General features: G+C 53.6%; 5 protein-coding genes. 1 reads left to right on the top strand and 4 read right to left on the bottom strand.

Features of this window, described 5'->3' with window-relative positions:
* Window positions 1-497: 497 nt before the first annotated feature.
* The gene (locus tag EGO56_RS07445; protein WP_135908297.1) at window positions 498-731 is read left to right on the top strand and encodes a SymE family type I addiction module toxin; all 234 of its coding nucleotides are present in this window, start codon (window positions 498-500) and stop codon (window positions 729-731) included.
* A 57-nt stretch (window positions 732-788) separates the two neighbouring features.
* Here the strand turns inward: EGO56_RS07445 and EGO56_RS07440 are convergent, their stop codons facing one another.
* From EGO56_RS07440 to EGO56_RS07425, 4 genes are all read right to left on the bottom strand, one after another.
* Complete coding sequence (locus EGO56_RS07440; protein ID WP_135908295.1) at window positions 789-1,058, bottom strand: hypothetical protein; 270 nt, start codon at window positions 1,056-1,058, stop codon at window positions 789-791.
* Window positions 1,059-1,449: 391 nt separating this feature from the next.
* The gene (locus EGO56_RS07435; RefSeq protein ID WP_135908294.1) at window positions 1,450-1,983 is read right to left on the bottom strand and encodes an immunity 42 family protein; all 534 of its coding nucleotides are present in this window, start codon (window positions 1,981-1,983) and stop codon (window positions 1,450-1,452) included.
* Window positions 1,984-1,985: 2 nt separating this feature from the next.
* A complete protein-coding gene (locus EGO56_RS07430) occupies window positions 1,986-13,784 on the bottom strand; it encodes a hemagglutinin repeat-containing protein (protein WP_238349008.1) in 11,799 nt (3,932 codons plus the stop codon).
* A 15-nt stretch (window positions 13,785-13,799) separates the two neighbouring features.
* On the bottom strand, window positions 13,800-15,467 hold the full coding sequence (locus EGO56_RS07425; protein ID WP_135908292.1) for a ShlB/FhaC/HecB family hemolysin secretion/activation protein: 1,668 nt from the start codon (window positions 15,465-15,467) through the stop codon (window positions 13,800-13,802).
* Window positions 15,468-15,836 lie beyond the last annotated feature (369 nt).

Here is a 15,836-nt window from a genome sequence, read left to right as displayed (position 1 = left end):
ACCACCTTAGAGGACGAGTTCTCACCATTTATATCTGTGATTTCCAAAATTCCTGCCATTAATATGCCAACATTACTCTTAATCTGGTACTAACAAGCCAAAATCACTACTTGCCTGGACGTTCCAGTCAGAAGGTACAGACGCTTCATGACTTCTATCCCAATCAGTGAGGCGATATATTTTCTTGTCGAAAGTAATATAAAACTTAGGTAGCCGCATTCTCCAGCTATCTATAGTAAGAAAGTTTATCCGTAACAGATATTTCAGAAGTGTAAAGGAAAAAGGGATAAGCGAAATGCAGACCTGAAAAAAGAATCCGTTTTCAGAGTCATCTCGCAGTTTATTAATCAGCTTTCAGCGAGTTTGAGTAGCAGAAGGTGTATATTTAAACAGGAAAAAAAGCACAGGAAGCGCATAACGAGAGATTATTAGCGCGGCTGAAGCGGGGTGCAACCCGCAGCAGCCGCTGACCACAAGCAACTAAGAAGGAGTTGATTATGGCTGATACGCATCATAAGCCAGAGACCTGCACGCCTACAACCACCGTCAGCGCATCGCAGGCACATTATTACAAAGTAGGATACCGGCCTAACAAAGGCCAGCCGAACCCGCTGCCACAGCTGACCATAAAAGGCCGCTGGCTGGAAGCGCTGGGATTTACGACCGGACAGAAGATCGAGGTGATCACCGGGCCGGGCCAGTTGATTATCCGGCTGGCGAGTGAAGGATAACTCACTGTTCCATAAAGTAAAATCCCGGCATTAAGGCCGGGATTTGTAACATTAAATCTAGCGATATTGCTCAGGGATATTTTTTAATTGCTCATCTAAAGACCAGACAGCTGGCTTTTCCTTTTCTCTAAACCAGACAGCTCCTTTTTTAAGCCACTTCTCGCGATATCGCTTTAACGCGTTAATATTCATATCTTCATAGCCGAACTCAACGCCACAACAGTCGCATATCTCATAACTAGGTGTCAGCCCATCCTCTCCCCAAGGTGGTTCCAACTGTTTAGCACCACATACTCTGCATACATTTAATCCATTACTATTGCGCATTGAAGTAATCTAAGTTTGTTTTAAATCCATGATCAGAAGTATCTGGCCTAAACATTGTTTTAAGCACCCTTGAGGTTCAGTGCGTCGCGTTTCTGTTGCTCCTGCGGGGTGAGGCTCTTTTTGTAGTTAAGTTCTATCTGGCGGCTCTTTTCCGTGCAGCTCAGATAGTTATTCTCAACCTCAGTTCTACCAGAAGAGTCTCACTGCTCACCTCAGCGCTGCCATCAACTGCACAGCCCGCTGCCACACCTGACAACGTTACAATGTTGGCAATCAGCATCTTGTCATCGGCTGATAGTTCCGATACATCTTTACCGTACAGAAGGTAACTGAGTGCATCGTTATAACTAAGCATCCCGGCAGGCACTTCATACCAAACTAAAAACGATAACTAAAGTAAATCAGACGAATATTTTTTCAAACTCGCAATAATTTCACTTATCTCTTTTTTTGGAATGGTAATATCTTCAAGGTTTGGTTGTTTTATGTCCTCCCATGATCTTCCGTTTTCTCCATCAACTAACTCAGTTATTTTCCCCCCAACAATCCTCACTAAACTTTCATTTGAAACAGCAAAAAAATACGCCCCTGATTCATTGATTATTGTAGGGGATACGCAAAAATCTAACACCTGCTCAGGATATTCATCATCTTGTGTCGATTCTGGGTATGTCAGTTTAAATAAGGCATTAAAAGCTTCAATTGTAGTGGCCTTGAAAATATCATCATTGCATGGAAAAGAAAGCAGAGCATTTTTTTCATCAATAAGATCATTAATATCAACAAATAATGTTGATGTTCTTATATCTTCTGGATACATATGTCCATTTATAAAAAAATAAAAAAAACCATTTTTATAGGATTCACTCCATTGAGGAATACACTCTATCCAGATAGCAAACCGATATGGATCACCGAAAATCATATTTATCTCCATTTCCCAGGCAACCCGAATTCTTTTTTAACAGCATTGGGTATATCGCTTTTTTTGATTGGGACTGATGCATCTCCCGTGCTCCCTGACCAATGCCACGAACCATCATTTGTATTCGTAAACTGATGTACATTGCCATTCTCGTCCAATGCATACCTTTTCTTCCCATTCTCTACTGAATTACTAAACAACTGAATAGAGTTTGTAGGTTCTGTTCCAGCGTTTCTATTATAACCGGCTTGCCCGGGCGTATGTTTACCATTCGATTGATAAACCAAGCCATTTTCAGCCCGGGTTGGGGTAGGAACAGGCATCGCGCTTCCTTTACTTTTCCCGATTCCAGCAGCAATACCCGCAGCACTGGTTCCTACTACTTGTGCCAGCGAGTTAATCGCAAGCTGCTTCGCCTCTTCCGAGTCACCAGACATCAACGCATTATGAATCGCTGCATTTCTGTCCGCCTCAAGCTGGATCGTCGTTACCTGAAGGAAGGAAAGCTCGTTCTGTGCTGCCGCACTCAGACCACCATCAGCTCGGGCTTTTTCCAGCAACTCACTGGTACGGTTAGCATAATCAGCCTGCAACCTGCCAACATCATTCGCTTTATCAACACAGTCCTTAGCACCGGAGCAGTTCACCACGCTGTCATGCTGCTCAGCATTTATTTTCTTATATTTTTCAATAACGGCATTGCAGGCATCACCCTGACACTGGGTCATTTCGTTGGCCCGATCCTGGTTTTGCTGGACGCTCAGCGCATTATTCTCAACCGCATTCTTCCCGGCGACCGCACCGCTCGTCGCCGCAGCACTGCTGTTGCCCGCCATGCCGCCCGCCAGTCCTGCCGCCAGCGTGCCCAGCAGGCTCAGCTGCTCTCGGTCTTCCTGCCCCAGTGCCGCTATCTTCTCAGGTGTGTCCGCGCCCCAGTATTTCTCTGCGATGTAGCGGGTGGCAAGCTCGCCGCTGAACGCTCCCGCCGCACCTGCCGCCGCACTTCCCCCGGACATCTGTGATGATACCGCACCCCACACCGCATGCGCCATGGCATTGGTTGCCACGTCAACGTTGCCGGAAGCGTCGGTCGTTTCCTTCTTAATCAGCTGCGCTGCCCACGGATTAAGGCCGCCTGCGACCGCCTGACCTGCATTACCGGTTACCAGCCCCGTCAGGATACTGCCGACCGTCTGTGCAACCTTCTGCGAGGTGCTGCCGATACCCCACTGCTTCATCTCCGCCTGATACTCTGGCGAATCACGCATTTTCTCCAGCCATTCTCCCCGTCTTTTTTCCGATGCATCGGCGGGCAGCGTCTCGGCGTTCTTCGCACTCTGCGCTTTCTCAAGGCCTTTGATATCGCCCATGGTCGTGACGATATTTGTCATCTGGCCGCTGATTTCACCGGCTAACTGAGCGGTCTGAAGTCGCTTCTGCTCTTTCTCTTTGTCAAAGATCGCGCTGATGCTGTCGTTGGCATGTTCGGTATCACGGCTGAGCGCCGATACGTCCTGGGTCTGCCTGTTCTGATCGCGGACAATGATTGTGCCATTTGCCACGGCGGCCTGGGTGGTGCCTTCGGCGTGCCCTTTATTATTCAGACCCGATAACAGTGTGCTGGCACTGTTGGAGGCGGCATTGGCAAGCATCTGTTTACCCATGCCAGCGCCATTCGACAGCGCAATGCTGCCGCCGCTGTGACTGACTTTATAATCAGCAGAGTTACCGATGTCGCTGAAGCCCAGCGTGCCGGTATCCAGACGGTTGTCTGCGGCATCACCCTGGCTGGCGATCACTGCACCGTTAAGCTGCGTGTGATTGCCGACGGTGATATCGAAGCCGCCTTTACCGGCATAGATACCGCTTTGCTCCTGCACACTGTCGTAGTTGCTGTGCATTTTATCCTGATTGATGCTGGCATACCCGGAAGCCGTCATCGAACCAAAGGTAAAGCTGCCGCCCGCGCCGTAGCTGGTCTGTTTTGAATCGTAACGATCGCTGTCCTGCTGGCTGGTCAGGGTTAAGTCGCGGCCTGCGTTTGCGATGACCTGGTCAGCGCTGACCTGGGCGCCCTCCAGTGTGATGTCCCGCCCGCTGATAAGGCTGAGTCTGCCGCCACTGTCCAGCGTGGTCTCAGTCCATCGCGTGCCGTTGCCGCTCTCTTTGCCTTTAGCACCATTGATGCTGGCAAAAATACTGATGCCTGCACTGCCCTGGCCGACACCAATACTGACGCCCACACCGCCGCCGCTGCTGCTGTTCTTACCGCTGCTCTCCTGAGTATTCGCTGCGCCGGTCAGTAAAATATCATTAGCCGCATTCAGACTGCTGTCGCCTGCTGCTTTCAGCTGACTTCCGGCAATCTGAATATCACCACTGTGCGCACTGTTATTTTTTTCTGTGGCAGTGATCGCGAGATTATTGCCGGCATTGATCGTAGATCCCGAGACGCTGTCCGTGCTTTGATGCTGCTGCGATTTGGATTTCTGCGTATTCAGTGAAAGACTGACGCCAATTCCATTGCTGGGATCGGCACTCACTTCCGCCAGCTGGCTGGCCTGGGCCGCCTGAACGCCAGAGAGCGCAGCCTTTGTTGCCTGCAGAGCTGCCAGACGACCATCACTTTCTTTTTTCGAGGATTGTGCGGCGGCAACGGCATTGTTGATGGCATCACCGACGGCACCGGATAATGCGAGTGTCAGCCCGCTCTTCTTCTGCTCAAACAGTTCATCATGAGTCCGTTTATCATGGCCCGAATCGATGATTACGCTGTCGCCGGTAATAGCGAGATCGCGCCCCGCCACCAGATCTGAGCCGCTGACGTGAGCCTGTCCACCCGCAACAATGCTGACGTTACCGCCCGTGCTGCCAACAATGCTGGCGCTCTGGCTTTGAGTGGTGCCCTTGTCACGTAAGTCATGGACCGATTTACTGCTGCCCACCGTGATGCCGATGCCGCCGGTTCCCATCAGGCCGCTTTTTTTAGTTTCTGAAAAACGCCAGGTTGAATCCGTATTGGTCGCAGCAACGATATCCACGTTGTTACCGGCTTTGAGCGCTACGGTGCCATCTCCTGCGACCTGTGAACCCTGGACCAGTAAATTGTTGCCCGCATTAAGTGTGACATTGTCGCCGCTCAGCAGGGTGCCATTTTCACGGGTATCACTGTCTTCGCTGATGGTATGAGTGGTCTTTTTACTTAAGAATCCTTTTTTGGTTTTGGTCTCTTCTTTGTAGGCATAATCGCTATCAGTTGCAGTCGTCAGGTTGATGTCACGTTCGGCACCCACTGCGATATCACCACTGGCAGTAACCTGAGCCGCTTCACTGTTAACATCCCTACCCGCTTTCACCGTCGTACTGCCGCCGCTGGCAATTTCAGTGCCCTGCTGGCGTACCGACTCATTAATCTCAACCTTTTTGCCGGATTTGTAGCTATTACCAGAACCCGTTTCAGCTGCCAGCAGATTGACGTCACGCCCTGCCTGTAAGGTGACGTCTTTGTCTGCGGCAAGGCCTGCCGCCTGGCTATTAAGATCGCGTCCGGCCTGAAGGGCTAAATTGCCGCCGCTGGTCAGCGTCGTGCGATCCAGACCGGTTGAATGAGTTTCTCGTTTACCCTGCACATCATTCTGGCTGGTCGTCGCGCTGTTGAGATTAAGATCGTTACCGGCTGCCAGCGCCGCGTTTTTACCGGCGTTGATGCCGCTGGCGGTAACCGTCAGATCGTGGCCCGCCTGCATCGTCATGTTGCCGCCTGCAGCGATCTGGCTGCCGACCGTATTAACGGTCTTAGTGCTGGTCGCATCAACTTTTTGCCAGCGATTTCCGGAACCGGACTGCTCGCTGCCAGTGACATTCTGATTGCCGGTAATGGCAATATCATTCCATGCGTTCAGCAGCAGATCGCTACCTGCTTTAAGGTTCGCGCCGGTGACAGCAATATCGTTGCCCGCCTTAAGGCTCAGCGAATCCAGTGACGTGATGCTCGCCGTTGGTCCGCTCAGGGTTTCGGTAAAGGATTTTTGTACGCCTTTGCCGTTGCCTGCATCCAGATGCCAGAGCTGTGACGTGGTCAGGTTGTTGATATCACCATTAAGACTCTCCAGCGCCACCTTTTTACCGCTGATAGTCGCGCTGACGTTGTTGATATCGTTCAACGCGCTAAGTTGCAGATCGCCGCCCGCATGGAGCAGACCAGCGTTGAGGTTACTGAGCGTATTCTGGCTGTCGATGGTCAGATCGTTTTTGGCCATCACGCTACTGCCGGAGTTGGTGACGTTCCCGCCTTTCAGCGTCACGTTGTTCCCCGCAATCACGCTGCCATCGCGCATTTCCACATCTTTAGTCGACAGATAGAGCTTCGGCACCATCACGGTTTCACCGTTGATCGTGGTGGCTTCCCACCAGATCATGCTCTTGTCTAACGAGGCGAGTTGATCAGCAGAGAGTGAAACACCAAACTCAAGTCCCAGCGACTGCTGCGCCGCCGCCGCGTTGTCCATCAGATAGCGCATCTGGGCGAGATCGGATCCCAGGCCATTGATGTAGCGGTTGCCGGTCTGATTCAGTACCGCATTGCTGACGTAGCGGGTATCAAATGCCGCATCGCCGAGAAAACGATAATCATAATCTGGCTTCAGGTTCAGACGATCAAGCATGTATGAGGAGCCGAGGAAAGCTTTCTCATCGGTATACTGAGGACGTGTTTCCTGTAATGGCGTGGTAGCAGGCTGTTTGCTGAGTTTTGCGTTCAGCTCGCCGAACAGGCTCTGATCCAACTGGCCAAGGCCGTTAAGTTTGGGGTTAACGGTAATCAGATAGCGGCTATTGTTGTTCGACGCGACAAAGTAGCCGTTCTCACCTGAAGGTAATGGATAGGCGCTGATATCGACCTCAGCGGCCTTATAGTTATGCAGCGATGCAGGACCCTGAGGAGCATTCGTCAGATTAATGGCTTTACCCAGTGCTGCAGTGTTTTTACCTGCAGCAGCATATTGCGTCAGCGTTGCGCTGCCCGATGATGTGCTCTCCAGCGCACCTGCACCATTGACCTGCTGCAGCGCATTCTGGAGCTGATCGCGCCATTGCGGCGTATTGATTGCGGCTTTATCGGCAGTTGCCAGCGGCTGTTGAGATTGCGCGACAGCGGTGCCTATGGCAGTCAACCCGCGCAGGGCTGGAGCAGAAAGTGTATTACCACTCCAGCCGGCATTCGCGGTGGTATTGGTATTGCTGATATCGCCGCTGAAGTTAGCAGAAACGTTGCCGCCGGCCTGAATAACGGCGCGGTAGAGTTGGCCAAGTGTAAAGGTAGTTTCATGGCCGGTCAGCGTGTAAGTAAATTCACTCCCTTTTGTGCCATTCCTGGTTCTTTCAGCACCAATTTTTCCGGTTGCTATCGCTCCTTTATATTCGTAAACAACATTGTCATTTTGAGTTCCTGACTGCCAGCTCTGATTATTAAGCTGGCCGCCAGAAAGCGAGACATTACCATTAGCGAGTAAGTTGCTGGCCTGGTTATCCAGTGTCCCTGCGTTGATATTGAGGTTGCTACCTGACGCAATTCGCGCTGCACCGCCATTACTGACAACATCTACCGTAGTACTTGAAAGTGCAAACTTTTGGGTAGCTGCCTCTTTAGTAGGGGCATAATAATCTTTGGAAACAGTCGATCCGCCTGAACAACCACAACCAGAGTGGTTGCCACCGCCACCTGTACTTGGCGTGGTGGTCGTGACGTTGTAGTAACCATAGTCCCCCACGGCTAACTGCCAGATGGTGATCTTCATCGTTGCATCACCAACACCTGCACGGGTTGGTGAGGACGTGCTTGTCTGAGTTACATGCAACCCATCCCGCGTATTCAGTAAATGCCCCGTATTAATCGTGATATCGCCGTTCTGCGTTTCGATGGTGCCGGAGTTATTGATCACCTCGCCGTTGGCATTCCCTGCGGCATCGCCCTGAAGCCATATACTGCCGCCTGCCAGCATATCGGCACGCTGGTTACGAATACTGTTAGCAAACAGCGAGAGATTGCTGCCCGCATAGAGCAGCGCGGTGTTAACGATACTGCCCGGTGCACTGAGCATCAGATTGCCCAACGTACCCGTAAAACCATCAACAGTGATGTCACTGCGGCTATTCAGGCTGATGTTACCGCCACCCTGCAGGCTGCCATTTCCGTTCATGGCGATGCGGTTGCCGCTTAAGGCACTATCACCCGAACCGGTAGTGAGCTGACCATTATTGGTGAGATCGCCGCCTGCACTCAGCGTCAGCGCCCCGCCCTGCATCGTGCCCTGGTTATCTATCGCGCCATTACTGCTGACGGTGAGTCGCCCGCCCGCCGCCAGTACATCGCGGCCGGTAAAGCCATTTGCGATGTCCAGCGTGGCGTTGCCCAGTGCCACCACCTGACCGTTCTGGTCAAAGCCGTTGCTGTGAACCAGCAGGTCGCCGCCGCTAAACAGACGACCACTACCTTGCTGACCGACCTGAGCGGCCATCACACTTAGCCGGTTGTTACCCAGCAGCGTACCGTTGTTATTTACCTGCTGATAATTAATCTCAAGGTTGCCGCCCTGGGCTGTGCCCTGATTGCTGAAGCCATTGCCGGTCAGCGTGCCCTGACCGTCGGCCAGCAGTGTGCCGTTGTTGCTGGCATTGGTCGCATTGAGAATCAGCTGCGACGCCTGTAACCAGCCGTTGTTATTCAACTGCGATGTATTGAGTGTCTGCGCGCCGCCTGAGAGCCACCGGCCATCATTTTGCGTTAAACCGGTTATCGTCGCGACACCGTTGCCACTGCCCTGAATCAGGCCATAGTTGAACAGTTCCGGCGTGGTCAGCGTCAGGGCGTTTTGGGTGATCACGGCACCGTTACCGCCGTTAGTGATGCGCCCACCGGCATTGATCAGCAGGCTGTTGTCGCCCTGTAAGCGCCCATTGTTATCCACCGCACCACTGGTGATCTGCAGGTCGCCGCCCTGCACGCGTCCGGCATTACTGAGCGACGATGACTGAAGCGTCAGCCTGCCTGCGCTGAGCAGCGTTTTATCCTGCTGCTGAGTCAGAGCACCGTTAAGGCCCACCGTCAGCGCCTCGACACCGGTCACGGCGCCATTATTGTTTAACGTGTCACCGCGCAGCGTCAGGTTTCTGGCAATCCATTCGCCCTGATTGGTCAGCGTCAGTGCCTGTAGCGCCGCCGTACCATTGGCCGAAATCTTGCTTCCCGCGCCCGCATCAAGGCGGTCCGCCAGAATCAGTTGCAGCGCATCAGCACTCTGGATCGCGCCATTATTGGTCAGTTGCCGTGCATTCAGCAGGATCTGCTGACCCTGCCAGCTGCCGTTATTCACAACTTCATCGCCGTTGATGTTCAGCGTGCCCTGCGTCAGCAGCGATCCGCCCTGATTATTGATCAGCTGACGTGCTGGTGCGGCCAGCGCCCTGAGCAGCATTCGCCCGCTCACCTGTGGCATTGCCGCAAACGTTAATGCCTGCAACCCAATCAGGCTGCCCTGATTCATCACGCTGGCGGGTGTGATAGTCAGGGTTTTACCCTGCACCGAACCGCTGTTATTCAGCGCGGCACCGTTCAGCGTCATCGCCCCTTCACTGAGCAGTGAGCCACTATTGTTCAGCGTGCCAGCCGCAACCTGGGCTTTGTCCTGGCTCAGCAGAGAGCCGGTGTTATGCAGCTCATTGCTGATGCTGACGTTCAGATCTTTGCTGCCCAGCAGCGATCCCTGATGCAGCCAGTTATCCGCAATAACCGTTGCCTGCTCGCCCTGCAGCAGCCCCTGAGTGTTGATCTGGCCTGCATTGAGCGTCAGTGTTCCGCCGCTCAGCGTTTTGCCACCAGCAGATTGCGTGATGTTATCGGCCTGAGCAGTCAGCGCCGTATTGCCCTGTAACAGACCGTCGTTGTTCAGGCTGGTGGTCTGAAGCCCCAGCCGGTTCGCCATCACTTTGCCGCTGTTGCTCAGCGTGCTGGCATTCAGGTCGCTTTCTCCCAGACTGACCAGCGAGCCACTGTTGATCAGATCGCTGGTGATGTCAGCGCGCAAGCCGCTGATGCCATTGATGCTGTCGCGATTGGTAAGCGAATCCAGCGTGACGTCGAGTTGCTGACCCTGCCAGCTGCCATCATTGGTCGCGCTGCCACCGCTGACGATCAGCCGATCGCCGCTCAGCAGTTGCCCATTGTTGTGATTGAGGGTCTGAGCAAATCCGAGATCCAGCAGCGCGTTGCCCTGCAGCAGCCCGCCGTTTTCCAGCGTATTGCCGCTGGCGCTGACCTGCTGTGCCGCAATCTGACCGCTGTTACTGAGTGTATGTGCGTGCAGATCGGCCTGCTGACCGGTTACGATCTGACCCGTCCCGCTGTTCGTCAGCGTATCGCCAATCTGAAGAGTGAGGTTGTCACTCGACAAACGTCCGCTGTTGTTGAGACGGTTGCCGTTGACCGCAAGCTTACCGTTAACCTGCAGCAGCCCGTCGTTATCCAGCTGATCTAAGGTCAGCGTCAGCGGTCCTCCGGCGATCAACTGCCCGCCATTGAGGTTATGCAGCTGCTGATTATCCAGCGTTAAGGTGCTGTTGCCCTGAAGCAGACCGGCATTGCTGAGCACTGGCGCATGCAGGCTGAAGTTATCCGCCGCCAGTGTGCCCTGATTATCAATCTCCGCTGCCTGCAGATTCATCTGCTGCTGGCTGAGCAGACTGCCGCTGTTGGTCAGCGCACCGTTAATCACAGCGGTGAATGCTTTTTCGCTAAGAACGGTACCGTCGTTCTGCAACGTCCCCGCGTTAAATGTCATCTCCCCGGCCTGCATTGCACCATGGTTATTTAAAGCAACAAAGTCACCGTCCAGCGTGCCGTCACTGAGCAACTGGCCGCCCTGCTGATTGTCCAGCTGGTTGCCCTGCAGCGTAATCTGCTGATTTCCCTGGATCAGGCCGCTGTTGATCATATCGCCGCGCAGCGTCAGCGCCTGTGCAATCAGCCAGCCGCTGTTATCGGTGTGGTCAGATTTCAGTGCGATGCCTTGCTGCCCCAGAATTTTGCCACTATTGACCAAGGTATCGCTCTGCAGATCGGCGTCAGTCTCACTCAGGGCATTGCCGCTGTTCTGCCAGCGGTCAGCCTTCACTGTCAGCTGTTTACCCTGCATCAGTCCGCTGTTATCCAGCGTCTGCTGTTGCACATTCAGCTGGCCTGCGCTCAGCAGCGTGCCGTTGTTGGTTAACGCGCTGCCCTGCAACGACAATGCCTTGTCGCCCTGGACCGTCCCGCTATTAGTGATCTGACTAACATCACTGTTCAGCGTGCCGGCAGCCATCGTTCCCTGATTGATCAGCGCATCGCCCTGCAACCGGAGCTGCTCATCTGCCAGCAATTTACCGCCCTGCTGATTATGTAAGTTTTTGAGTGTGGTGCTCAGGCTGGCAGCGTTGATCTCTCCGCTGTTGTTCAGCTGGTCGCCTGTGACAGTCAGTGTTTTGCCGCTGGTGATCAATCCGCTGTTATTGAGCTGTGGCAGCGCAAGGGCAAAGTCGTTGTCAGAGCTGATCGTACCCGCAGCCAGGTTATCCATCTGACCGGTATGGAAGGAGAGCAGCTGAGTGCCCTGCAGCAGGCCGCTATTAGTGATTTGCCCGGCGTTGAGAGTCAGATTAGGTGCAGTTAATGAACCTGTATTGCGCAGCTGCGCGCTGTTCAGGATGAGAGCGTTCTGACTGCTGATGGCGCCCTGATTTTCCAGCCAGCCACGGGCGGTCAGCTGCGCGTCACCCCGGGCCGTGAGCGAGCCGTTTTGCTGCAGCGTATCGGCGTTCATCACAGCATCGCCATGACTCACCATCTCGCCGCTGTTAATCAGTGTCGGGGCATCAATTTGCAGACGCTGACTGACCATATTGCCGCTGTTGCTGAAGGTGTCAGCGATATTAAACGCTGCATTCCCCTGCGCGGAGAGCGTGCCGTCCTGATTCAGACGATTAGCGGTGAGCAGGGCATCGCCGCTGCTGATCATTTTTCCGCTGTTGTCGAGCGTGCCGCTGGTTATATCCAGGCTGTTTCCGCTCAGTTCACCGCTATTACTTAACCGATCGGCAACTTTCAGCTGCAGTTTGCCCTGGGATGAGAGCGTTCCATCCTGCTGCAGGATGCCAGAGGTAATATCTGTCTGCTGACTGCCCAGCAGATTCCCGCTGTTAAGCAGCGATCCACTGTAAATATTCAGACTGCCCCCGCTCACTTCACCGCTGTTGTTCAGCGTGCCGGTAACGTTAAGCTGGTTAGTTTTGCTGGCTGAAAGGGTGCCGCGCTGCTGCATGCTGTCTGCAGTGATCAGCGCATCGCCGCGGCTTAACAGCTTGCCCCCGTTATTGATTGCCCCACTTTGAATGTTCAGGCTGCTGCCACTGATCTCACCGTCATTGCTGAGCTGTCCGGCAACGACACTGTTATTACCCTGAGCCAGTAACATACCCTGCTGCTGCAGCGAGCTGGTGCGAACCTGCAGGTCACCCTGACTGATCAGGCTGCCACTGTTGACGATCTGCGCGGCCTGAAGATCAAGTTTCTTTCCCGCTGTCATCTGACCGCTATTCTGTAGCTGCGCGGTGGCAGAGAGCTGCATCGCGTCTGCCGCACTGCCGCTGCTGCTGTTATCAATATCCAGGGAATTGCTGCTAAGACGGGCAGTCTGGCCTGCCGTCAGGCTGCTGCCTTTAAGCGTTATCTGCCCCTGACTGTTCAGGTCGAGCGCCGCGTCGCTACCCAGTTTTGCGCCCGTTAAAGCAATATCCTGCTGCGCAGTCAGCGCGACATTGCCACCCGCTTTATGTTCTCCCTGCAGGGCGATACTGCTGCCTTTTGCCGTCAGCGTGCCGCTGGTCAGGCTATTGTTGATGCTTAAGCGACCCTGCGCATCCAGCACCATATCGCCCTGCCGGGCATTCAGATTGCCGAGATTGACGCCGACGCCGTTTTCGCTGGAGACCAGATGGATACGGTTGGCATACATGCCGCCCAGCGCACCGGTATCGACGGCGACGGAGGGCGCAGCACCCTCGCCCGCAATGGGTGTCACGCTGCCATCTGCGCCAACCCGGTTTGCGCCCAGCGTGACATTGAGATCTCTGGCATGAATGCCCGCGTTGATTTCTGTTGCGCGCGCGATAATCGAGACCGCATCAGCCTGGCTGCCATCCAGCCCTTTACCTTCAATGCTGATGGCACCTTTGGTCACTTCCAGCGATTGCAGATTGCCCTGTGCATCCAGCTGCGGCTTACCGGTGGTGAGCGTCACGTTTGGCGTATTAATAAAGCCGCAGCCGTTGCAGGTGATGCCGTAGGGGTTGGCGACCATAACGTTGGCCGCTTTACCCGCCACTTCGGTGTAGCCCTGAAGCTGCGAACGATTGGCCCCGACCACTTCGTTGATGATTGCCCGGGCTTCCTGCCCCGCTTTCAGATTCGGGTTGTTCTGGATGAGTCCACCGAGTTGCGTCTGCGTTAACCGGTCGGTCGCGTTATTCAGGATCAGCCCTTCCTGGCCGACGTTGTAATTCTGATACTGGTTGTGCGACAGACCTGACGCATTTGGCGTCGCGATGTTGATAACCGGCACGCCATTACCGGCAGCATCGACCTGGGTACCCGGTGTAGCAGGCGTAATCGCGGCTGAAAAGGCAGGCAGCAGGGGCTGAAAAGCGATCAGTGAGCAGATGAGATAGCTCAGCAGACGACGCGGCAGTGAAAGCGTTAATTGATCATCCATAATCGGGGCCTTTATTTAAAAAACGAGTCCAATACGCGCGTACACACTGAGGCGATCAGGCGCAAGGTAATCCGGATAGCTGACAGGAATGCCCAGCGACAGCTGAGTGGAGACGTGCGCGTTTCGGGAACCCAGTCCGAGCGAACTGCCCCACAAGGTGCCAGCGGCGTAGCGATCCTGTTTGTCGCTCTGAAGCCATCCACCATCCAGCGCCAGCGTGGTACTGACCTCGCCAATGGCCGGCAGGGTAAACAGCGTGTAGTTGAGTTCGTTGCGCAGGTAGCCGCCAACATCGCCGGAAAGATATTGCTCTTTGTAGCCGCGAACCGAGTTCTCACCACCAATCGTCAAACGTTCGCTGCCATAAAGCCGATCGGGTGACCACTGGGCATACAGACTGCTCAGCCACCACATTTTCTGCGTCACCGGACGCTGATAGCTGCTGCTGACACTCCATTTGCGGAATTGAGCTTTGGGGAGATCGTCATTTTTACCGCTGTCGCTTTCGGCATCAAACCAGGGCATCCCGCGACTCAGCATCGGGTTAAGCGTGGCCACCCCGCCCGCGACTTTTTGTGTATGGTTAAAGCCGATCTGCAGACTGGTCAGTTTGCGGCTGCTGCTTTGCAACAGCGTCTGGTTCAGCCAGTTATGGCTGACATAATGGTTTAGCCCGAGCTGAACGCCGGTTTTGATTTGCCCGTTGCGGAACAGCACCCATGAGCCGCTCAGGCGGTTAGAGATGTTATCGCCGAAGCTATACCAGTCGAAATTATTGGCGTTAAAGCGGCTGTGATAATTGCTCCAGCTATAGCTGTAATCCAGCAGCCCATAGCCATAAGGCACGCTGACGCCCGCCTGGAAATTTTGCGCGTCACGCCAGTCGCTGAACGCACTGCTGCGACCACCGCTGACAAACCAGCGATCGGCAATACCCAGCAGGTCATTACCCACCAGCGAGGCGGAAAGCTGACCCGTGCCTGTCGTTCGCTGGCCGCTGTTGTCCATATTCAGCCCCAGCGTCAGCGGGAATTCAGGTGTGCTGGTCAGATTGACAATGGAATAACCGGGCTTAGCTGACGGGATGATTTCAATCTGAACCGGCGTGGTACGCAGCCGGTTTATCTGCTCCATACCCTGTTCAATGTCGCGTAAATTTAAAATGCGACCGGCACCGGTCGGGAATGCCATTTTCAACTGACGTGAACGGGCACCCTGCAACCGAATTTCTTCCAGCCTGCCTTCCAGCACCGTAATCGTTAAAATCCCATGAGAGAGATTCTGTTCTGTCAGGAAGGCCCGGCTGGTGATATAGCCGCGCTGGACGTACCATTCTGATATCACGCGTACCAGCTGATTAATGCGCGCCAGACTCAGACACTGATTGATATAAGGCGCGACGAGTTTCGCCTGCTTATCTGGCGTAATTAACGTCGCCTGTTGCAGGGTAATCTGGCCGATATCGAAGCAGGGACCATGAGCAGGAACCGGCACTGATTGTTGCAACTCAACCTGATGCGCCTGCGTTAACGCGTCGCGCTGCTGCTGATCCTGTTGCAGACGCTGCTGCTGCTGATTCTGAATAAGGTCAAGATCACCGGGCGTAACCGGCGCAGCCATGAGATTGCTGATAAACAAACTGGCTCCGAAAACCAGCCACTTCCCTGTATGAGGCATTTTCATCGAAGTATTAACGGCACTTATTGTAAGTTTTGTGTAAGGACAGGCGTGCAGACTACCACCTTAACAATCAGAAGTTCCTTATTGACTTGAAAAAAAGATGTAATTTCAGAAAAAGTGAAATTCTCGGTAAATAATTAATCCTTAGATCAAATTCACAGCTGTCTTGCAACTTTCGCAGGATGCCGCTCTTTTTGATTGTTAAGGGAATGAAAGTATTGTTCTGCATGCATAAATATTTATACGCGCGGGATTGTTGTTTCTTATAGCAGTACGTAGGTATTAACAGGTTTAAAAGCAGTGATGGCGATATCTTCGTGATCAGACATGAGGGTTCAAATGACACTCTGCCCCAAACGCAAAAAGGCCCGC

Origin of the sequence: Pantoea vagans (assembly GCF_004792415.1) — a bacterium.
Classification (GTDB): Bacteria; Pseudomonadota; Gammaproteobacteria; order Enterobacterales; family Enterobacteriaceae; genus Pantoea; species Pantoea vagans.
This window is presented reverse-complemented; position numbering and strand designations above follow the sequence as displayed.